A 21246-nucleotide genomic window follows, 5' to 3' on the forward strand; every position below is an offset into this window, starting at 1 on the left:
CCACGCAGCGGCTCCTTCGGGATTCCGGCGTTGACGCAACCGTCAACCGTTCAATGAGGCGTTCAGGAAATACAGGCCCGTGGTACCGATCGGGGTATAGGAGCCGAACGCATTCTTCTTGACGGCAGTGGACATCTTGCGGAAGAACAGCGGGTACATGGGCAATTCGTCGGAGACCAGATCGAAGCACTCGTTCCAATAGCCCTGCTGCTCATCACCGGTGGATCGGGCCGCTTTGTCCATAAGTTCATGGAGCTTGCCATAGCCGTCCGAGCCGTTCCAGAACGTGCGCTGTCTGGTCCACACGGTGTCGCCGAACCACCAGTTCAGCAATACGTCGGGATCGTTGCCGAATACGGTCGGATCGCCCGGCGCCAGCACCATGGAGAAGTCGGCATCGTCCTTATCGGTAATGGTCGGGAACAGTGCGGAGGACTTCATGGATTGGATATCCACCTTGAACCCGATCGCGTCAAGGTTGTTCTTGATTTGCGGGGCCAGCTGCGTAATCCACGTATGGTCGGTGGTATACAGCGTAAACTTCACGGGGCCGGTGACGCCGGCTTCCGCAAGCAGTTTCTTGGCCGTCTCCGGATTGTAGGTATACACGTTCGACGCCTGGTGATATGTTTTGAAGCTTTCGGGCACAAAACTCGTAACCATGTTGGCCTCGCCTGCCAGCTGGTTCTTGATCATGCTCTCGGCGTCGATAGCATAGAATACGGCTTGGCGAACGCGCTTGTCATCAAACGGCTTCTTCCTGGTATTGAACATGATGAAGGCCTGATTGAAGCCGCCCACCGTCTGAATGTCGGAGCCGGCCGCCTTCAGGGTGCCAAACGCCTTGGCGGGAACATTTTCCATGACGTCGCTTTTGCCGGCCTGCATCGCGGTGACGCGGGCCGTGTCATCGACATTCACGTTCCACACCATATGGGAGGCCTGTGCCGGGAACTCACCGTTGTAATACTCGTTCTTGTCGAACTTGACCTGCTGATCGGTGATCTCAGTGTACTTCCACGGGCCGGAGCCGATCGGCATCTTCTTGAGGTCCTCATCAGTCTGGCTGGCCGGAACGATATGCACCAACGCCATACGGTTCTTGAACAACGTGAAGGCGTATTTCAGCTTGAAATCGACCTTATTGTCGCTCCGCACGGTGATCGAGTCGATGAAATCCAGCATGGGGGCATAGACGCCGCCGGGAGCCATGACGCGCTCGAACGACGCCTTCACGTCGTTGGCGGTCACAGCGTTTCCATCGGAGAATTTTGCACCGTCGCGGAGCGTGATGACATATTCGGTATCGGAAACCGTTTCCGGATCACCCGCGGCCAAGCCGGAAACCAGTGTGTAGTCCGACATCTGCAGGGTGTACAGGGCTTCGGTCACATGCCAGTTCCCGGACATGGGCAGAGCCATGGAGGTGGACAGCGGATTAAAATCGCGGCTGCTGTAAGCGACCTGTGCGGTGATTGTATCCGAGACGGCCGGGCCGGACTTCGCAGTGTTCGTCGAACCTCCCCCGCACCCGCTCAGGGCGAGCGCGCCGGCCAGCACCACAGCGGCGACTTTGGCCATGCGGGTATTACAAGAATGCATCGGTTTCTCCTCTTCGTTGAGTGATGACTGAATCGCGATCCGAAATCAATGATTGACCGAATCTTTATTAATCATAAGACATCTGATGTCTGATTGCAAATCTCATCTGATGTCTGATGTCTTGACTTTGTCGTTGGCGTATCCTCGCCAGGGTATCGCTCCTTTCACGCCACGCCGTCGCGGAATCAGCCGCATCATGCAATCAGCGGCTCCAAACCATGAAACGCAACATCACAGACTCGCGGCGAACCAGCGCGTGATCGTCGTCGGATGCGTGATCGCGGTACCAACCACCGCGGCCCACGCACCACACTCCATCACACGGTGCAGCTGATCGGGCGTATGAATACGCCCCTCACACAGCACCGGCACGTCCGGAAACGCCTTAACCATCTGGACGAGCAGTTCGAAATCCGGGCCGTCGGTTTTCTCACGATCACCGGTATAGCCGGATAACGTGGTGGAGATGATGTCGGTACCTGCCTCGACGGCACGTTTGGCATCGGAGAAACTGCCGCAGTCCGCCATCGTGATGACGCCCTCGTCATGCAGCGCGCGGATGGTATCGGCATAGCTCAGCCCGTCAGGACGAGGCCTGCCGGTGGCGTCAAGCGCCACGATATCGGCGCCTGAAGCCACGCAGCAACGCGCATGGCGCAGTGTCGGAGTGATGTAGACTCCCTCATCCCCCTCCTTCCAGATACCAATCACCGGCACTTTCACCCGCCCCTTGATAGCGGCGATATCGGCCAGTCCCTGACAACGGATGCCCACCGCGCCACCTTCCACGGCGGCCATGGCCATTTGGGCCATCGTCTCGGGATGGCGCAGCGGCTCACCCGGATACGCCTGACAGCTCACAACGAGTCCGCCTTTGATTTTCTCGATTACCCGATGCATAACGCGTTTCCTTTCCTTGTATTGCGAGATGCCCTCATGTCGTTCCTGGGGCGAGCGGCCGGCCTCCGCGCGGCCTCCAAAGCGACCAAGTAATGTGATGCGCAATGCCTATTCGCGCCATTGCTCCATGTGACGCCGCGCGGCAGCCGCGGCGCCGATCAGCGGAGCGGATCCGCCCAACTCGCCTTTCACCAGAAGCGTGGACCGGACCAGCTGCAATGCGGAATCCTCGAACCCGGCACGTAACGCATTCCACCACAACGGCCCGGCCTTGGCCACCGATCCCGACACGACGATGACGTCCGGATCGATGAGATTGCCCATTCCGCCCACGCACTCGCCCAACGCACGGGCACTGTCCTCGATCGTCCGCACGGCCAGAGGCTCCCCCGCCGCCGCGCGCGCCGCCACTTGGGCACCATCTCGCACCGGTTCCGCCGTGGATCCGCATCGGCTGTTATACAGATCCCTCAGTCCCGTGCCCGATGCGACCGGCTCGATATGTCCGTCGCGGGTACCGCACGAACACACGAATCCGCGTCCCAAAGCACTCGGAACATGACCGGCATGCCCGGCCACGCCGCGCGCTCCGGAAAACAGCGCCCCATCCACGACGATCGCACCACCAATGCCCGTCCCCACACCGATAGACAGCACAATGCCATGACCGCGCCCAGCACCATAGCCCGCTTCGCCAAGCCCATGCGCCCCGACATCACCAACCATGTACACCGGAAGACTGGTGACTTCGGCGAAAGCATCATAGATGCGCTGCCCGCGCCAACCCGGCAGAATGTCGGTGGCGGATACAATCACGCCGGTCACACTGTCAGGCACACCGGCCGCCGCGATGCCTATGCCACGGATATGCACGCCTTCGTCATGGGCACGTATGATTTGGCGTGACGCGAAAGCCGTCAGCCGTTTACGGATGTCATCGCCGCCGCGGGACGCCTCCGTGGGAATCTCACACCGCGCCTCAACACGAGGAGTCCATCCGCCGCCAGCACTCACAGATTCGCCGCCGGGCAGCGTCACGAATCCCGAGGCGATTTTCGTTCCCCCGACGTCGAAGGCCAGATACGTCATTCCCTCAGAGGACATCCCAATCACGCGCCGATCCTTTCGGCACGGGCAGCATCATGGATATGAGCCAGATAATCGACCCTCTCCTGCAGCGACGCGCCTTCAGGCACGCACACCTTGGCTCCCAGATATGCAAGCGGCTTGTCCTGCACCCGCGCGGCCTTCATGGCGCTCTCGATCGCCGCGGCATCCATCAGCGACGTGGGCTCGTCCGGGTTCATCGGCAAATGGCCATCGATCCAACCGTAGCCGTACTGGGTTTCCATGGGGCCGGCTCCGGAGAACATCAGTCCGGCGAGCACCCCCGCCTCGGCTGCGGCAGCAATATGATCAACGGCAGCCTGGGCCCTGCGCCCCTCGACCACGGAACGTCCCCAGTTCACCGTTAGCCCAATGCCCGCTTCACGGCATATCGCGATCTCATCCTCAATCGGCAGGAAGCCCTTTTCCGGCTGTTGACCGTCAATATATTTATCGCAATGCTCGATGACCAATTTGGCGCCGGACCAGTCCAACCGCGAGAGATCCCGCAATGATGCGGCCATCGCCGCGCGACTGGCGATGCGGGTGGGGGCGGTGTGTATCTCGACGAACCTGACATCCTGGCTGCCCCGCCTCTGCACGAAGTCGTCAAGGGAGTCGCGCAGCTGCTCGAAAAACGCCAGCGCGGCCCGTCGGCCATGTCCATCAGGGCTGGCCAATCCAAAATTCGGGTCCGCCCACACGTGTCGTATGGTACCCGGGATAGCGGTGACCGTATTATTCCTCCAATGCTTTGGCAGGCGACCGATCATTCGCACCCGGTCAGAGCTCTCGGCGAGATCTCCCGGAAAGGGGATCTCAATGCCGTCAATCCACGGCTGAGACCCCAGCAGATCGTAATAGTTGTCTTGAGTTTCTCGCCCCTGCGGCAATGACGCATATGCGCCGACGACGAATGGCGGCATCGTTTTCCTCCTTGAAATTCCCGATGCGGTTTCGTTGAACATCTCCATCGTACTCTCATCAGACATCTGATGTCTAATCTTTTGAAGGCATGTCGCTTAACCCTGCCCGATTACGCGCCAATCTGCGATCTAAGGGGTAGATTGGAGAGCCCGATAGCCTCTTTTGGCGATCTAAGGGGCAAACTTTAACTGGAACATCACCGGAAATATGCGGCCCATCGTCTTGGAAACCAATGATTCCAGTCGGATTACCCGTCGAGCTCGCCCCTCAGATCGCCAAAAGACGCATGCACGGCCTCTGATTTGCCCCTCAGAAGGCGAATCGCGTCGATCCGCCGCCTCGTACCGGTCAAACTCATCCTCTCACCGCCCCACCGGCCATCATATGGGAGCGGCGCACCGCTTGTGCCGGGCTCTTCGTAAGATGGAGTGCATGCGTGCGGCCATGTGGTACGGCCGCTCGATCCCGATCCGATCCCATCTACCCCCAGAGGTTGTTATGTCCGAAAAGTTGAAAGTCGGCATTCTCGGCGCCACCGGCATGGTCGGCCAGCGTTTCCTGACGCTGCTTGAGAACCACCCGTGGTTCGAGGTCGTCACCCTCGCCGCGTCCGCGCACAGCGCCGGCAAGACCTATGAAGAAGCCGTCGGCGACCGTTGGAAGATGGAAACGCCGATGCCCGAATACGCGAAGCACATGGTGGTCGTCGACGGCGACGACGCCGAAGCGGTCGCGGCCAACGTCGACTTCATGTTCTCCGCGGTGAACATGCCCAAGGATCAGATCCGCGCCATCGAGGAGCGCTACGCGAAGACGGAGACCCCGGTCGTGTCCAACAACAGCGCGCATCGCTGGACCCCGGACGTGCCGATGGTGGTTCCGGAGATCAACCCGGAGCACTTCGCGGTGATCGAGCACCAGCGCAAGCGCCTGGGCACCACGCGCGGCTTCATCGCCGTCAAGCCCAACTGCTCGATCCAGGCGTACACCCCGGCGCTGGCCGCATGGAAGGAATTCGAGCCGCGCGAGGTCGTGGTGAGCACGTATCAGGCGATCTCCGGCGCCGGCAAGACCTTCAAGGACTGGCCCGAGATGATGGGCAACATCATCCCGTTCATCTCCGGCGAGGAAGCCAAGTCCGAAAAGGAGCCGCTCAAGGTCTTCGGTCACGTGGACGCGGAGAAAGGCGAGATCGTACCCTTCGACGGTCCGCTCCGGATCACCTCGCAGTGCATCCGCGTGCCCGTGCTCAACGGCCACACCGCTACCGTGTTCCTCAACTTCGGCAAGAAGGCGACCAAGGAGGAACTGATCGACCGTCTGGTCAACTACACGTCCGAGACCGCACGCCTCGAGCTGCCGCACGCGCCGAAGCAGTTCATCCAGTACCTGACCGAGGATGACCGCCCGCAGGTCAAGCTTGACGTCGACTACGAGGGCGGCATGGGCGTGTCGATCGGCCGACTGCGCGAGGACTCGATCTTCGACTGGAAGTTCGTCGGTCTGGCGCACAACACCCTGCGCGGCGCCGCCGGCGGCGCGCTCGAATGCGCCGAAATGCTCAAGGCGCTGGGCTACATCACCAAGAAGTAGGCGACAGCTCCTCGTTGCGCAATGTGGGGTTTGCTCTCGGCGAGGGCAAACCCCACATTGCGTCTCCAGACCGGCGAAGCTGGCATACAGCCTGACGGAGGCCCAAAACCGGCCGTATGTCAGCAGAGTTTCATCAGAGTTTATGGCTCCGTCAAACCGATTTCGCCGCACCTTGCTCTCATTGCCGAACCAAGCCGTGAGGCGGACGCTGGCGGGAGCATGCCGAAACTGATGCGGCAGCGCCAGGTACCCGAATGTGTCCGAGCACACGGTAGCAAAAAGGCCGCCGCGAGGTTACCCGCGGCGGCCCGATAGACCCGATGGGCGATAAGCCCGGCAGAGAGACGAAACCGGCTATATCAGCGGCCGGTGCCGCCGTACACGACGGCTTCGATCTGATCGGCGTCGAGGCCGTAGGCGGTGTGCAGCGCGCGCACGGCGTCGTTGAGCTGCTCGAGCGGAACGAGCGCGGCGATGCGGATCTCGGAGGTGGAGATCATCAGCACGTTGATGCCGTCCTTGCTCAGCGCGGTGAAGAACTTGGCGGCCAGACCGGAGTGGGTCTTCATGCCGACGCCGACGACGGCGACCTTGCCGACGTTGGTGTCGACGTCGAACGAACGGTAGCCCAGCTCGTCGTGCTTGTCGATAAGCACGTTCTCGACCTCGCGGACCGTGGCTTCCGGCACGGTGAAGGAGATGTCGGCGGTGCCCACGGACGCGCCGGCCTGCACGATCATGTCGACGTTCACGCCGGCGGACGCCAGCTCGGTGAATACCTTCGCGGCCATGCCCGGCTCGTTCGGCACGCCGCGCACGGTGGCCAGCGCCTCGGAGCGGTCGTGTGCGATGCCGGAGATGACCGGGGCCTCGGGACCGAGATCGGGGAACAGATCGCCCATGGACTTGTTGTCGTTGTTGTCGCTCATGTGATTGCCTTTGCTTGTTACGTAGCTTTTGCGTGATTGATTACTGTACTTGTGCGTCCGGTCTGGCACCGCTCGCAACGCGAGGCCGGCGCCGACTGTCCCGCCGGATCAGTCCAGATTGGGCAGCGTGCGCGGATCGACGCCGTCGGGCACCACCAGAGTGCCGGGACGATGCGAGAAGGAGCTGCGCACATGCAACGGCATGTTGAATCGCTGCGCATACTCGACGCAGCGCAGCGCCAACACCTTGGAACCGCAGCTGGCCATCTCCAGAATCGCGTCGTACCCGATCGCCGGAATGCGCTTCGCGGTCGGCACGATGCGCGGATCGGCGGTGAAGATGCCGTCCACGTCGGTGTAGATCTCGCAGATGTCGGCGCCGAGCGCCACCGCCAGCGCCACCGCGGAGGTGTCGGAACCGCCACGGCCGAGCGTGGTCGCGTCGCCCTTCGCATTGATGCCCTGGAATCCGGCGACGATCGCCACATCGCCCAGCGACAGCGCGTTCTTGACACGCTCGGGCTTGACGGCCTTGATATGGGCGGCGCCGTACCGGGCATCGGTGAAGAAGCCCGCCTGCTGGCCGGTGAACGAGTGGGCGCGGTCGCCCGCCGCATGAATCGCCATCGCGAGCAGGCTCATCGAGATGCGCTCGCCCGCGGTCATGAGCATGTCCATTTCACGCTCGGGAGGGTTGGAATCGATGCTCATCGCCTGATCGATGAGGTCATCGGTCGTGTCGCCCATTGCCGAGACGACCACGGCGACCTTGTTGCCCTTTTTCTTCGTTTCGACGACGCGCTTGGCCACGCGCTTGATCGAATCGGTATCGGCGACCGACGAGCCGCCGAACTTCTGCACGATGAGCGCCACTGTTATCCATTCTCTCCGAGGGGTTGTGCCTGTCGCTATTCTACGCAAGCGGCACGATTATACTGATTGCGCGGCATTCGACGCGGGCGAAGACCCACCATACGGACACCGCACGAGCGCCACGCTTGCGGAGCATATGCCAGGCCGTTGAACCGTGGCGCTGGCGGGAGCTGGCTCACGAAGCGAGGCTGAGGGTGGTCAATACGGCATAGGCAAGCCGCCAGATTATTCATTCAGCAGGAGCGTCCACCGATCAATCATTCACGGATGGATCACCGGCATCATCACCCGCAGCCGATCCGCACGCATCCATATGATCCAGTTGCGCGCGCAACCGGTCCACCTGCGCTTCAAGCTCGTCGATGCGCCTGATCTGCTGGAAGATCAGCACGTCACGGATATCGAATTTGCGCGACGCCTCGCTGCCGGGCAACGGCATATCGATCGTCTGCCCGGCGCGCGCAAGGCCCTCCCTATCGGAGAGCCGTGCTTGGGAGGTCCCATCATCGGCACCCCCCTTCCAGGATCTGCGCCCCTCGTCCGACGGGTCGCCCCGGACGGCATCTGCCTCCGCCTTCTTCCACCGAGCGAACGCCCGCTCGATGCGTTTGTAGCCGATCAGTTCCGGGGACATGCCCGCCTCTCGGAACAGCTTGACCGGACTTTCGCCGGCCATATACCGTCGCAGACTCGAGCGCTTGAACGCCTCGGAATACGTGATGCGAGTGCTCGTCGCCTCCGACACGGCCGGCAACGACTTCAGATAGTTGATTTCATCGGGGCTGAATGCCCCTCCCCCATGTGCCATGTCACACCTCGGCCTTCTCTGTCAGCCTCTCCGCTGCTGCAATGCAACGTAGTCCCAACTTACCCCCGTCGTTGGAACATACACCCCGAATATACCCCCGATATCAGAATGTCCAAATATGCGAATCGGTTCTCCGCACCGAATCAACGAGTGCGGAGAACCGATTACGATATGGGTCGCCGTTCCGCATCCCCTACGTTCGCCACGAGTTGGATCGCGACGACGAGGGGATGAGGAGGGTTATGCCCGGATCAGGCACGCAGGGCGCGCTTGGTCTCGCGGGACTTGAGCGCCACGGTTGCGGCGGCACCGGCCAGCAGCAGGCCGATCACCGTGAACAGCGCGGTACCGGCGGCACCGGTCAGCGGCAGCTCAGACACATTCTTCACGTTGTGAACTTCATTCTTAACGCTGTCGACCAGACCGTACTTCACGGAGCCGGTCTCGGTCAGAACCTGCGCCTGGCCCTTGGCAATAGTCACCGTAAAGGTCGGCTTGAACGTGGACGAGTAACCGGCAGGAGCAGTCTCCTCGGTCACCGTGTAGGTGCCGGCAGCAAGACCCTTGACCACGATCTTGCCGGACGCCGGCGAAGTCACCACGTTAACCGTGTTCGTATCATCCGAAGTGGCAAGACGATACTCTCCCTTAGTCGCCAAAGCGACGAACCTAAGGGCGGTCTGTCCGTCCTTGATGCTGAAGGTGGCACCCTCGAGCTTCTCGGAGCCATCCTTGTTGGTCTTGGTGAACTCGAAGGAGAGAGTGTCGTTCTCAGTCTTCTTCGGATCGCTCCAGTTCTGGTTGTCACGGGACACCTGCGCCTCGTTAGTCACCTTGTTGGCGTTTTCGAGCACGTCGGCATTCACCGTTGCAGTGTAAGTCACGAAGATGTACTTGCCAGCGTACGACTTCGCATCCGTAAAGCTCACTTCAGTCAGCGTGGTCGTGTCGTTCTGAACAGTCGGACCAACCAACGTATACGCGTTAGCCGGCAGCAGCGTATCCGCCGCAGTATCAAGATTCGCGTCATCGCTCGCGTAGACCTCGACACCATTGTTGACGGTCAAGCCCTTGGAAGCGACATCCTTGATGTAGTACGGGTAGGAGTCGTAACCACTCGCGGTGGAGGGAATGTAACCCTTGACGGCGAAGGACAGCTTCTGGCCGATCTTCACGGTCTGGCCGTTGAAGTCGACATTGGGGTTCGCAGCATCCGCGACGGTCTTGTCAACGGTCGGAATATTCTCGTTCTTCGCGTTGAACGCGCCAAGAGCGGTGATGTTGCCCTGGCCAGTCTGCTCGTCACCAGTCACGAAGTCACCGGTAACACCATTGATCGAAGTGGCAACGATCGCGTTCAGACCGAACACGGCCGTATCACCAGACTTGTAGGAATCGGTAACCAGGTACCAACCCTCACCCGCCGTTGTAATGTTCTGACTCGTACCCTGCTGCTCCTCCGACGGAGTCAGCGCGGCACCGCTAGCCTGCGTACCCGTAGGCGCGGTCAGCAGCGCAGCGAACTGGCGCAGCTGCGCCGGAGTCAACGTGGCCACATACGCAGCCCAGTTGCTGCTGTACGAGGACACATCCTGAGCGCCGGCAGTGTACTTACCATCAGTACCCTTGGTGACCAGCGCATTGGACGGCTGGCCCTGCGCCGCAGTGCTCGTGGTCAGCGCAGTCTCCAACGCAGTATTCCAAGCCTCATCGGCAACCTTAACCTCAACATACGTCTTTCCATCAACCTGCTGAGGAGCACCGAACGTGGCAAACTGATACGGAGTGTACGTATGACCGGCCTGAGCGTTGTTCACCGTGATGGTCACCTCGCCGTCGGCCGCGTTGGCGGTGGAAGCGCCAAGGGCCAGACCACCCAGCATCGTCGCCGCAGCGACGACACCAGCGAAAAGTTTCCTCATCCTCATGAGAAATCCTCTCTTCCTTACTTGTAATTTCCTACTGTTTTCTGCAATCGCGAAAGGCCGAGACCACACAAGCCTCTGCGATCCGCAAACCCTTATTAACTTTTCGGACCACCGGGGGCGATAGCTTCGCTCCCCTCAGCCCGCCTGCGGCGGCCAGCTCCCCTCTGTGAGGGGAGCCCGGACCACCCCCAGTCCGGCTCTCGCCGGACAGCCCCCGCCAGCGGGGGCATGACAGGACCGTCACACCAGCTGGCGCTTGCGCCAGATGGTGTAGCCGGCACCGGCGAGCAAAGCCGCAAAGCCCATGCCGCCACCGGCCATCAGCCACTGACGACCCGTCGTGCCACCGGTCAACGGCAGGGACGACACCGCCGGGTAGTTCACCACCGCAGGGCAGTTCACGTCCAACGCGCCGGAAGACTGCACCAGAGTTGAACTATCCATCGGCTCGATCGTGCACACCGACGGGTTCTTCCCCGGCGTGGCGGGATCGAACGCGGAATGGTTGTTGCCATCCTGCTGGTACGCAGGCACGACCGCGAACGTCGTCGAATCCTTGCCCAGCACATATCCGGCCGGAGCCTTCAACTCCGTCAACGTGTACTGACCCCATTTAAGGTTCTCCACCTTGAACTCACCGAGCTTCGCATCCGTGTCGAGCGCGCCGTCATGACCGTCGTACTTGTCCTTCACCGTGACCGACGGCTTACCATCCTTGGAGTCGGGGCCAGCAAGCGTCCACTCAGAACCCTCCAGCTTCTTACCAGCCGCGTCGGTCTTAGACCACGTCACCGAACCCGGCAGCGCTTTGTTCGTCACCGTGCACGTCACATCCCGGCCGGCCTCCAACGTCACACTCGGAGTACCGTCAGTTGAAGTCGTCACAGACTTGCCGTCCGTGGCAGTGCAACCCGTCAGCGACATCTGGTAACCGGATGAATACGGATACTCGCCCTTGGCGAACTTCGGGTGCGTATAGTCGGGGTTCGAAGACTCCTCGAACCAGTACGTGCCGGCCTGCACCTCATGCTGCGGCACCGCCAACGAATCACCATCGTTGCCATACTCCACTGACGGAATACCCGAAAAACCTTTACGGTCCGAGTCGTAAGTGGTGACGCCCAACACCCAAGCATCCGGAGTCGCACCCCACTTGCCCGCATAGGTGTTATCCACCTTCTTCACCAGTGTCAGCTTCGCGGTCTTCAGCGAGTTGGTCACGGTGATGGAACCGGCCTGGTTCTTGCTGTCCACGGTCACCGTGCATGCCTGTTCCGAAGCCTGCGCAGTACCGCACGTATAGGTCGGCGCGACGTACTTGTTGGTGTCAAGGTTGAGCTCCTCAACCTTGAAAGTGGTGCCAGGGGCAACGCCCAGAATATGCGCTTCCATACCGGCCTTCAGCGTGATCTTGCCGTCGGAGGTAGTGGCCTTCGCGTCGTCCTGGGTGGCGACGTCGCCGCCGTCCTTGTTGACGTACTTGTTGTCCTTCATGTAGTAGAAGTTGCCGTTGTACGCCGTACCGTCGCCGTTCATGACCTTCAACGTGAAGCTGCCATCGGAAGTTTGACCAGCGGCCATCACTTTCTTTGCCGCGAACGTGTAGTACTTGTCTCCACGCTTGAACTTGTTCAACACGTTGGTATACGGATGCTGATCCACGGACACCGGATCGGAGGCACCGATCTGGGTGTCATCCTGTGCCTTATAATCCGCGTCGTTCACATTGAACGTGTAATCATCCTTGCTGTATCCGTCCGCGGCAAGCTCGACGATCTTGTAGTACATCGTCTGCTTGATCGCATGGGGAGCGGTATCGCCATCATGCTGCACCTGACCGGTCAATCGTGCGAACTCGCCGTTCTTCAGCTTGAACTGACCGTTGGAGTCGGTCGTGCCCGTGCGGAGGGGCTGCGTATCGGACGTCACCGTCGTGCCAATCTTGTACACGGCATACGGCTGGTTCGCATACAGCGCGTACTGGCCATTCTCGGTATCGGCGGTGGACACCTGCATCGTGAATTCGGCGTTCGAGAAGTCGTTCACATTACCGCCGGAGGTATCCGTGATCTGCTTGGCGATGTCGATCACGCCATCGGGAATGGTCGGCAGGTTGAAGCTCAGCTTGCAGTTCGAGCTGCCCTCACCACGTTCCATGTAAAAGAACTTCAGCGTGTGCGTGGCATAAGGCGAGTCATCCCATGTCCTGCCGGCTGCTTCGAACATTTTCTTGATGGTCGTGTTCGAGTAGTCCTGGGACGACCCATTATTGCGCTTGCCGGTAACGACCTCACCGGTCGCGAAATCGATACTGCCGCCGTAGTTATCGTGGATACCGCCCAAGTCCAGCACCAGCGCGCCATCAACGAACACCCACACGTCATCGTCACCGGCGAAGCTGAACTTCATGTTCTGTCCGTTGACCTTACCGCCCTTCGGCATGATGAACTTCGTGGACACATCCATGCCGAAGTTGTAGTCAGAATCAGCGGTCAGCCGATGACCAGTGACACTACCGTAGTTGGTCATTTGATCGGACAAATCATTGAATGGCATGAACGCGCCCTCGCTACTCGGCAGCCCGTTCTGGAATCGCCCCTTGTTGTACACCTTAAAATTGCCATCAGCCTGCAGTGAGGCGAAATTCTTGCTGCTGTCGTAGGTGTAGTACGTGCTGTTACCCTGCGCTGTGGTGCCGCAGTTGTTACCGTCGACGTCGCAGAACTGGAACAGGTGGTTCAAGTTAGGACGTTCGGAAGTGACACCATACGCTTGCTGTCCATTAAACAGGTAGGCCAGTGAGGAACCCCTGACATTGCCCGCGCTGTTGCTCATTGTCGGGTAACCATCAGCACCCAGCGTGTTGGATACGATGCCTTGGAAGACACCACCGTCATTGCCAGTCCAACTGTTATACCCCTTGTCAGTCCCGTAGGTATCCGCGCCTTTAGCAAAGGTCAAAGGACGGGCGGACTCCAGGTAATTCTTCTGATTCTCATTCCGCTGGTTCTCATAATTGATACCCGTAAGATCGTAGTCATGCAAGTTGATGGAGATACCTGCTGACTGGCTATCGACGGTGCCGACCGTGCCGATGTTGGCAGCCAAAGCAGCCGCCGCACTCGCATCCGCAGCCGGCGCCGGAGCGGACTGCTTGGCGATATCCGTGGTTGCCGTCGCGTCGTTGTTTTCCGTGGCATCCTGCTGCGTGGTTGCGTCGCCTTGCTGCGCGGCGTCACCGGACTGGGCGGGATCGGTTTCGGCGGTCGCGTCGTTCTGGGCGGTACCGTCGGACTGCACGGCGTCGCCTTGCGCGTTGCCGTCGGTCGGCTGCGTGGCTTCCGTGCCATTCGCGGTCTGATCGGTCGCGGCGTCGTTTGCGGTCTGGGCGTCGGCGGCGGTGCCGTCGTTCTGCTGGACCGTCTGCGACTGGTCGTTCTGGTTGGCCGGATCGGCGGCGCTTTCGAGCGCGACCGCGGTGCCAGTGACCGTGACGGTAAGGAGCATCGCGCACGCCGCCACTATGGCCGTCACCTTCGAGGGGATAGCCCCCTTCTTGTGCGTATCGAACAACTTCCTCATCAGGTCAATCCATTTCTCTCGTCACTACCTCAACCCGCAATATGGCACGGTTGCGGTAGTACTTCATAGACACTGACTCTTAACCTATCTGGCTTCAAACTGGGGCGAATAACCCCTGATAGGGGTATAAAAATTACCCCCTATAGATCAGAAAACCCCAATTTAGGGGGTCTGTATATCCCCTATTAGCAATAAAAAAAAAACAACGCGAGACACGGAGTGTTGCGATACGAATACCCGTATTCGCCGGCGCATCCCGCTCTGCCCACGGCCTTGTTGACCGTTGGCGCGTCATGCATGATCTAATACAACGTTATAACAATCATTATTGCACAACATCGAACTAATTTACACCATGATTCGATCTTGTTATCACATTGATATGTTTAATTGATATGTTTATTGGTGTCTGTGTCTGAACGGGGTTTCGGGTGTAGACCACCCCCAGTCGGCTGCGCCGACAGTCTTCCGCCAGCGGGGCAGAACCGATGCGTTCGATTGGGTTCAGGCTTCGCGGCGACCGGATAGGGCGCGACCGAGCGTGATCTCGTCGGCGTATTCCAGATCGCTGCCGACCGGCAGACCACTGGCCAGCCGCGTGACCTTGATATCCAGCGGACTGAGCAACCGGCTCATATATGTGGTGGTGGCTTCGCCCTCGATGTTCGGGTCGAGCGCGAGGATCACCTCCTGCACCTCGTTGGTCTTCAAACGGTCGAGCAGCGCGGGGATGTTCAGATCGGCCGGGCCGACATTGGCCATCGGGTTGATCGCCCCGCCGAGCACATGGTACAGACCGCGGTATTCGCGCGTGCGCTCGATGCTCATCACGTCCTTGGGTTCCTCGACCACGCAGATCATGCTGCGGTCGCGCCGCGGATCGACGCATACCGGGCAGGGACTCGACTCGCACACATTGCCGCAGATCTCGCAGAAGCGCACTTTTTCCTTGACTTCGGTGATCGCGTCGATCAGCTGCTGCGCCTCCTCGTCGGAGGCCGACAGCATATGGAACGCGATGCGCTGAGCGCCCTTCGGCCCGATGCCGGGCAGATGCGCGAACGCATCGATCAGTCGCTGGATCGCGCCGTCATACGCCAAAGCCATGGTTCCTCCTTGCAGATACCGCGTGGTTCATTATGCCTCACGGGCTTCTACAAACGCGCGCAGTATGTGATGCTGGGGTTGGCGGCGAAGTCTGGGGCGCACCGTATGCACCGCGTAACGTATGGACCGCCCTCTATGGACCACCCTCAGTCTCGCTTCGCGAGCCAGCTCCCGCCAGCGGGAGCATGTCGATTCCGGCACGATAGGGCTTTATGAGGTGCTTGCGGCAGTGCTCCCCTCAGTCCACTACGCGGACAGCTCGTCCGGCAATCATGGACGGCCTACAGCCGCAGATCACCTGCTCGCCGGCCGGCTCGCCTTCGCCTACAAACAGCTCCGCTGTTTGCTCGACGGCTCAGCCTCAGAGAGGGGAGCCAAGGGTGATGTGCCGGCTGAGCGGGCGGGCTGTAGTGCCGTCAGTCGTCGTGCTTGTTGGATTGCGCGATGTTTCTGGGGTTCTTGGGGTCGTCGGCGGCGAAATTCTCGGTTTTCTTGACCTCGAAGAACTTTTTGAGATCGTCGAGACTCATCGCGGTCGCGGAGCCGAGCGACTCGTCGCTCATCGAATACTCGTCCTCATCGGGGTCAACGCTCGGCGTGCTGGCCGGCGTACCGGGAGTGGCTGCACCCCGGCCCGTACCGGCACCTACACCGGCAACCACATTGCCCAAGCCGCCCGGTCGCATGCCCGATGCATTCGGTTCGGCGAAACCGGCCGGAGCCGCGGCCGGCGTTCCAGCCGTCTGCCCCCACGAATCATCCGCCATGCCCTGCGCCGGCGTTCCCGGGCGGCCCCCATCACGGAACGAGGAACGCCCACCGCGGGGAGCGGACGGCTGCTGACCCCACGGGTCATCATCCATCGGTGCTTCCTCGGGCGGAGGAACCTGCTGATTCGCCCAGGGATCAGTCGCCACGGCCGGCCCCTGCTGCCACGGATCCACCTCCGGAGCGGCGTTCGCCGGTGCCGAGGCGGCTTGATTCGGCTGCTGCCACGGATCGGCACCGCCAACAGCGGTCTTCGGCACGGCAGGTGCCGTCATGGCGGCCCCGGTCGCCGGCGATGCCTTCGCTTGGGCCGGCGCCGCCCACGGGTCGGTGTCATCACTCAGATCCGGTACGGCGACATGCTTGGTATGGTGACCCTCCCCCGCGGATGGCGTCTGTGCGGCGGGCATCGAGGTCGATGACGCCGAGTCCTGCCGCGCCGCCGTGCTCTGACGGTCCTGCGCCGAGACGACGGGACGTTCGGACGGCCGCGTCTCCGCATCCGACTGAACCGACGACTGAACCGACGCCGAGGACGGGCGCAGCCACGGATCCTCCTCATCGTCATTCACGCCGGCGGACGCGTCGTGCGCGTTCGCCGCTCCCGCCGCATGATCGTCCGCAGTATGCGGATTCTCGTCACGAGGATCGACCGACGAGCCAGCGGCCGCTCCCGCAACCTCAGTCTTTCGCGAAATACCACGCGTCGATGATCCGGAGGCTCCCTGAGTCACCGTCGCCTGACCGGATGTCACCGGCCGGGCATCGCCCGCGCCGGACGGTTCCCCGGGCGTCGCCGCCCCGGATGCCGAATGAGTTCCGCCGGCTCGATGGCTGGCGTCATCAGCATCCGCCGCTGACGCATCCTCGGCCTTGGCCGCATGCTGTTCGCGCGACTCCGACGGCTTGCGAGCAGATCCGAAATTCATCAGCCCCGCGGCGGCCAAACCGGCCTTGGCCAGTGCGATCTGCTTCTTGACCTGCGTCAGCTGCTCGGGAGTCATGCGCCTGGTGGATTCGACCTTCTCGCCGTTCGCCGCAACCGGAGTCGGGGCGATCATGGTGGCGGCGCCGAACTGCTTGCGCACTGCCTCAAGCACAACGATCGACGCCTTCTTGCCGCTGTTTTCCTCATCCGTGGCAACGGCCAGCGCGAACGCATGCTGGCTGAGCGCCCGGTCGAAGGTCATGGACAGGCGGGACTTGCCCATCGCATTCGTCTCGAACGCCACGGTCGGCACCTTGTCGCGGGACACATATTCGCGGATTTCCTCGGGTAGCGACGCCACCGCGGCATCCCACTTCTGGTCTGGCGTGCGATTGTCCGGTCCGGACGGAACACCCGCAGCCGACGCACCGGCCGAAGCCGCCGGCTGTCCCTGAGATGACTGGCCTTGGGACGCCTGACCTTGGGACGAAGTACCTTGCTGGGCCGCGCCAGCGGACGGGCTATGGCTTCCCCACGCCGGGACCGGGGCCTGATTCCGGGTGCCGGATTGCGCCGAACCACCATGCGGGGTCGCCCCCGCCGCCTGGTCCGACCCCGATTGCGGCGCCGGAGTTCCCGAACCGGATGCACCCTGATGCGGCGCAGCCTCGCCTTGGTTCGCTCCCCAAGCCGAAGAAACAGTCGAAGTCGCAGCAGTCTCAGCGGCGGCGGATTGGCCGGAGTCCGTCTGGCCACCCGCCACGCCAGCGGCGGCCACGCCACCGGCATCCTCACTAGCGGAGGCCGCGCCACCGGCACGAACCGGAGCCGACGCCTTCCCCGCAGTTGTTTCCGCATCGGATGTCGCCCACGACTTCCCGCCCCCGCTGGCGGGCCGAGCCGTGTAGCGGACGCCGGTGGCGTCCGTAGGCGAGGACGCGACGACAGTCGCGCCGGAATGCGCGGCCGGAGGCTGTCCCTGATTGCAGGCCCGGAGGGCTGTCGGCGCAGCCGACTGGGGGTGGTTCTGCGCCGAAGCAGCACCCGCATTCCCCTGCTGATTACGCGAGGCACCGGCGAATCCACCACGACGCGACGATCCGGCAAAACCGCCACGCTGGGCAGGGGCGGGAGCCCCCTCTCCCGGCGTGCCAGCGCCGGCTCCAGCCGATGCCCCTCCAAACGATCCAGCGGACGCGGAACCGCCGCCAATGCCGGCGCCAGCCCCGGCGTTCTCCCGACCGGCGAGCAGCCTCGCGGCGAGCAGCTCCAGGCGCATGCGCGGCGAAATCGCGCCGGTCATATTGCCCAACGTCGTATTGATAATGTCTGCCATCGAAGTCAGCACTGGCAGACCGAGCGCAGACGCCTGCCGATGCAGGTCCCCCATGTTCTCGCCCTCGGCGGTGTCGCTCAGCACCGATTCGGCGCGGTCGCCCGCCAGCGTCAGCACCAGCAGATCACGCACGCGCGCCAGCAGATCCTCGACGAACCGCCGCGGATCGAAGCCGCCGACCACAACCTTCTGAATCACCCCGTACAGGGCTTCGCCGTTGCGGTCGATCACCGCGTCGACCGCCTCGCCGATCAAGGCCTCCGGCGTGAATCCAAGCAGCGCCACAGCGGAATCGTGCGAGATCACACCGTTCACGGACCCGACCATCAACTGGTCAAGCACGGAAAGCGTATCGCGCATCGAGCCGCCACCGGCGCGCATCGCGAGCTTGAGCACGCCGGGCTCCGGCTTGATGCCCTCCTTCTCGCAGATCGTCTCCAGATACGGCCCCATCACCTCGGCGGGCACCAAGCGGAACGGATAATGGTGGGTGCGCGAGCGAATCGTGCCGATCACCTTGTCCGGTTCGGTCGTCGCGAAGATGAACATGACGTGTTCCGGCGGCTCCTCAACAATCTTGAGCAGCGCGTTGAAGCCCTGCTGCGTGACCATGTGGGCCTCGTCGAGAATGAAGATCTTGTATCGGTCGCGGGCCGGCGCGAACCCTGCGCGCTCGCGCAGCTCGCGGGCATCGTCGACGCCGTTGTGAGACGCCGCGTCGATCTCGACCACGTCGATCGACCCCGGGCCTCCGGTGGCCAGATCCTTGCAGCTTTCGCACTCGCCGCACGGGTGCGAGGTCGGGCCCTTGACGCAGTTGATGCAGCGGGCAAGGATGCGGGCGGAGCTGGTCTTGCCGCAGCCGCGCGGCCCGGAAAACAGGTAGGCATGCGTGAGTTTGCCCTCGTCGAGCGCGCGCATCAGCGGGACCGTGACCTGATCCTGCCCGATGACCCCTTCGAAGGTGTCCGGTCGATAACGTCGATACAGTGCAAGTGCCATAGGCTCCAACCTACCCCAACCCGGCAACCCGGACGACGCGCCTACCGGACGGGACCTCGCACCAAAAGCACCCTGAATGAGACGAAGCCGCCACCACGCGGCTGCCCTCTCCCGCGCGTAATCATCAGCAAGAAGGATCAGCCGCAGAATGGCAGGAACCTCTCGCTAAGAACATCCCTACCGAGACGACACCGCCACCCCGCGGCAGCAACATCTCACAGGCAACCACCACGGAGACAGACCAGCCTTTCAGCGGCAGGAACCTCTCGGCAAGAGCACCCCTAGCGAGATGACAACGCCACCACGCGGCCAGTCTCTCCCACACATAACCATCAACGAGAAGGATCAACCACACCACGGCAGCAACCTCCCACTAGGGGTACCTCCAAAAAGACGCCTCTGCCATCACACGGCGCGAACATCCCACAACCAACCAGCACAAAGACGGCACCGACCAGCCGTCGGCACCGGCGTATCGGCTCCGCCGCCACGCGGCCGCTGTGCGGACGGCTGAACCCGGATCGCACGCCCGCACCGCACTACAATGCCGAGTAACGGCATTCATACGAGCGAAAGCGAGCGATATGGCAGAGCAGACGTCGATCCTACTGAATAACGGCACATCCATTCCGCAGGTGGCGTTGGGCGTGTTCCGCATGCCCGACAGCGAGGAGACGACCGCCGCAGTGCAGGCGGCATTGGAGGTGGGATACCGGCATATCGACACGGCCTGCGTCTACGGCAACGAGCGCGCGGTCGGCGAGGGACTGCGCCGTTCCGGCGTGGACCGCGGCAGCGTGTTCGTGACGACCAAGCTGTGGAACGACGACATCCGCGCCCACCGCGCGAAGGACGCGTTCGGCGAGAGCCTAGACCGCCTCGGACTCGATTACGTGGACCTGTACCTGATCCATTGGCCGGCCGACGGCTGGCAGCAGGCGTGGGACGACATGCAGGAGATCGCCGCGAGCGGCCGCGCCAAGGCGATCGGCGTGAGCAACTTTCACCAGCACCATATGAACGAGCTGCTGGCGAACAGCGATGTGGTCCCGGCCGCCGACCAGGTCGAATCCAGCCCGCAGTTCACCAACCAGGAGCTGGTCGACTACCTGCACGGCAAGGGCATCACGCCCGAAGCGTGGAGCCCGCTCGGCGGCACCGGTGGCAACCTGCTCACCGACCCGCTGCTGGCCGAGATCGGCGCCAAGTACGGCAAGACGGCCGCGCAGGTCGTGATCCGCTGGCACATCCAGCGCGGCGTCGTCGTGCTGCCGAAGTCGACCCACGCCGACCGCATCCGCCAGAACATCGACGTGTTCGACTTCGCGCTGACCGACGCCGACATGAGCGCGATCAACACGCTGAGCACCGGCAAGCGCAACGGCGCCGACCCGGACAACTTCAGCTTCTGACAACCGAGCGGCCCCGACGAATCCGGCATACGGCCGCGCCCGGCGACAGATGATGGGCTCCTGCCCTCGGAACAGCCGAGGACAGGAGCCCATTGCGTCTACCCGCATGCCACCCGACACCCCACCGTTACATGTACGTATTTTTGCCGTACAATTATCAGCATGGCGACGGCATCACAGAAGACTTCCAGGCTGGACATACGGCTGACGGACGAGCAGCGCAAATTCATCGAGCGCGCGGCCGCGATGAAGGGCTCCACACTGACCCAGTGGACCGCGCAGCATCTGCTCGACGCCGCCCGCCGCGACATCGAGGACGCCACCACACTCCGTTTGGAGACCGAAGCCTTTGACGCGTTCTCGGCCGCCCTGGAGGAGTCGGTCCCGGAGGCCGCCAAAGAACTGATGGAAAGGGACCCGAAATGGTCGTAGCCCATCATGTTC

At 62.0% G+C, this 21246-nt stretch carries 13 protein-coding genes and 1 pseudogene; 3 read left to right on the forward strand and 11 right to left on the reverse strand.

Annotated features, from left to right (window positions below):
- Positions 1-42 precede the first annotated feature (42 nt).
- The 4 genes from BBSC_RS11410 to BBSC_RS11425 form a co-directional block, all read right to left on the reverse strand.
- A complete protein-coding gene (locus tag BBSC_RS11410) occupies positions 43-1602 on the reverse strand; it encodes an ABC transporter substrate-binding protein (RefSeq protein ID WP_033517201.1) in 1560 nt (519 codons plus the stop codon).
- 231 nt (positions 1603-1833) lie between these two features.
- On the reverse strand, positions 1834-2502 hold the full coding sequence (locus tag BBSC_RS11415) for an N-acetylmannosamine-6-phosphate 2-epimerase (RefSeq protein WP_033517203.1): 669 nt from the start codon (positions 2500-2502) through the stop codon (positions 1834-1836).
- A 108-nt stretch (positions 2503-2610) separates the two neighbouring features.
- Positions 2611-3606, reverse strand: a complete 996-nt coding sequence (locus tag BBSC_RS11420) for an ROK family protein (protein ID WP_033517252.1) — start codon at positions 3604-3606, stop codon at positions 2611-2613.
- 5 nt (positions 3607-3611) lie between these two features.
- On the reverse strand, positions 3612-4535 hold the full coding sequence (locus BBSC_RS11425; RefSeq protein WP_033517205.1) for a DUF4862 family protein: 924 nt from the start codon (positions 4533-4535) through the stop codon (positions 3612-3614).
- 499 nt (positions 4536-5034) lie between these two features.
- On the opposite strand from BBSC_RS11425, the gene asd reads away from it, so the two are divergent.
- A complete protein-coding gene (gene asd / locus BBSC_RS11430; protein ID WP_033517207.1) occupies positions 5035-6129 on the forward strand; it encodes an aspartate-semialdehyde dehydrogenase in 1095 nt (364 codons plus the stop codon).
- 359 nt (positions 6130-6488) lie between these two features.
- Here asd and BBSC_RS11435 read toward each other — a convergent pair whose 3' ends face one another.
- From BBSC_RS11435 to dnaX, 7 genes and pseudogenes are all read right to left on the reverse strand, one after another.
- A complete protein-coding gene (locus BBSC_RS11435) occupies positions 6489-7058 on the reverse strand; it encodes an ACT domain-containing protein (RefSeq protein ID WP_033517208.1) in 570 nt (189 codons plus the stop codon).
- Between the two features lie 108 nt (positions 7059-7166).
- Entirely contained in the window at positions 7167-7931 is a 765-nt protein-coding gene (locus BBSC_RS11440) for an aspartate kinase (protein ID WP_051923129.1), read from the reverse strand.
- Between the two features lie 253 nt (positions 7932-8184).
- Positions 8185-8565: a hypothetical protein gene (locus BBSC_RS14090; RefSeq protein ID WP_193349489.1), complete on the reverse strand. Its 381-nt coding sequence runs from the start codon at positions 8563-8565 to the stop codon at positions 8185-8187.
- Positions 8566-8990: 425 nt separating this feature from the next.
- A complete protein-coding gene (locus BBSC_RS11450) occupies positions 8991-10661 on the reverse strand; it encodes a SpaH/EbpB family LPXTG-anchored major pilin (protein ID WP_162180134.1) in 1671 nt (556 codons plus the stop codon).
- A gap of 246 nt (positions 10662-10907) precedes the next feature.
- Positions 10908-14249: a fibro-slime domain-containing protein gene (locus BBSC_RS11455; RefSeq protein ID WP_034535395.1), complete on the reverse strand. Its 3342-nt coding sequence runs from the start codon at positions 14247-14249 to the stop codon at positions 10908-10910.
- A 504-nt stretch (positions 14250-14753) separates the two neighbouring features.
- Entirely contained in the window at positions 14754-15356 is a 603-nt protein-coding gene (recR, locus tag BBSC_RS11460) for a recombination mediator RecR (protein WP_033519436.1), read from the reverse strand.
- A 2740-nt stretch (positions 15357-18096) separates the two neighbouring features.
- A pseudogene (dnaX, locus tag BBSC_RS12950) lies at positions 18097-19390 on the reverse strand (DNA polymerase III subunit gamma/tau); the annotation flags it as partial.
- 584 nt (positions 19391-19974) lie between these two features.
- Here dnaX and BBSC_RS11470 point away from each other — a divergent pair.
- Together BBSC_RS11470 and BBSC_RS11475 are read left to right on the forward strand one after the other, a co-directional pair.
- Positions 19975-20802: an aldo/keto reductase gene (locus BBSC_RS11470; RefSeq protein WP_033519435.1), complete on the forward strand. Its 828-nt coding sequence runs from the start codon at positions 19975-19977 to the stop codon at positions 20800-20802.
- 162 nt (positions 20803-20964) lie between these two features.
- Positions 20965-21234 carry a type II toxin-antitoxin system TacA family antitoxin gene (locus BBSC_RS11475; RefSeq protein ID WP_033519434.1) on the forward strand — a complete coding sequence of 90 codons (270 nt, stop codon included), beginning with the start codon at positions 20965-20967 and terminating at the stop codon, positions 21232-21234.
- Positions 21235-21246 lie beyond the last annotated feature (12 nt).

Origin of the sequence: Bifidobacterium scardovii JCM 12489 = DSM 13734, from assembly GCF_001042635.1 — a bacterium.
Taxonomy (GTDB): domain Bacteria; phylum Actinomycetota; class Actinomycetes; order Actinomycetales; family Bifidobacteriaceae; genus Bifidobacterium; species Bifidobacterium scardovii.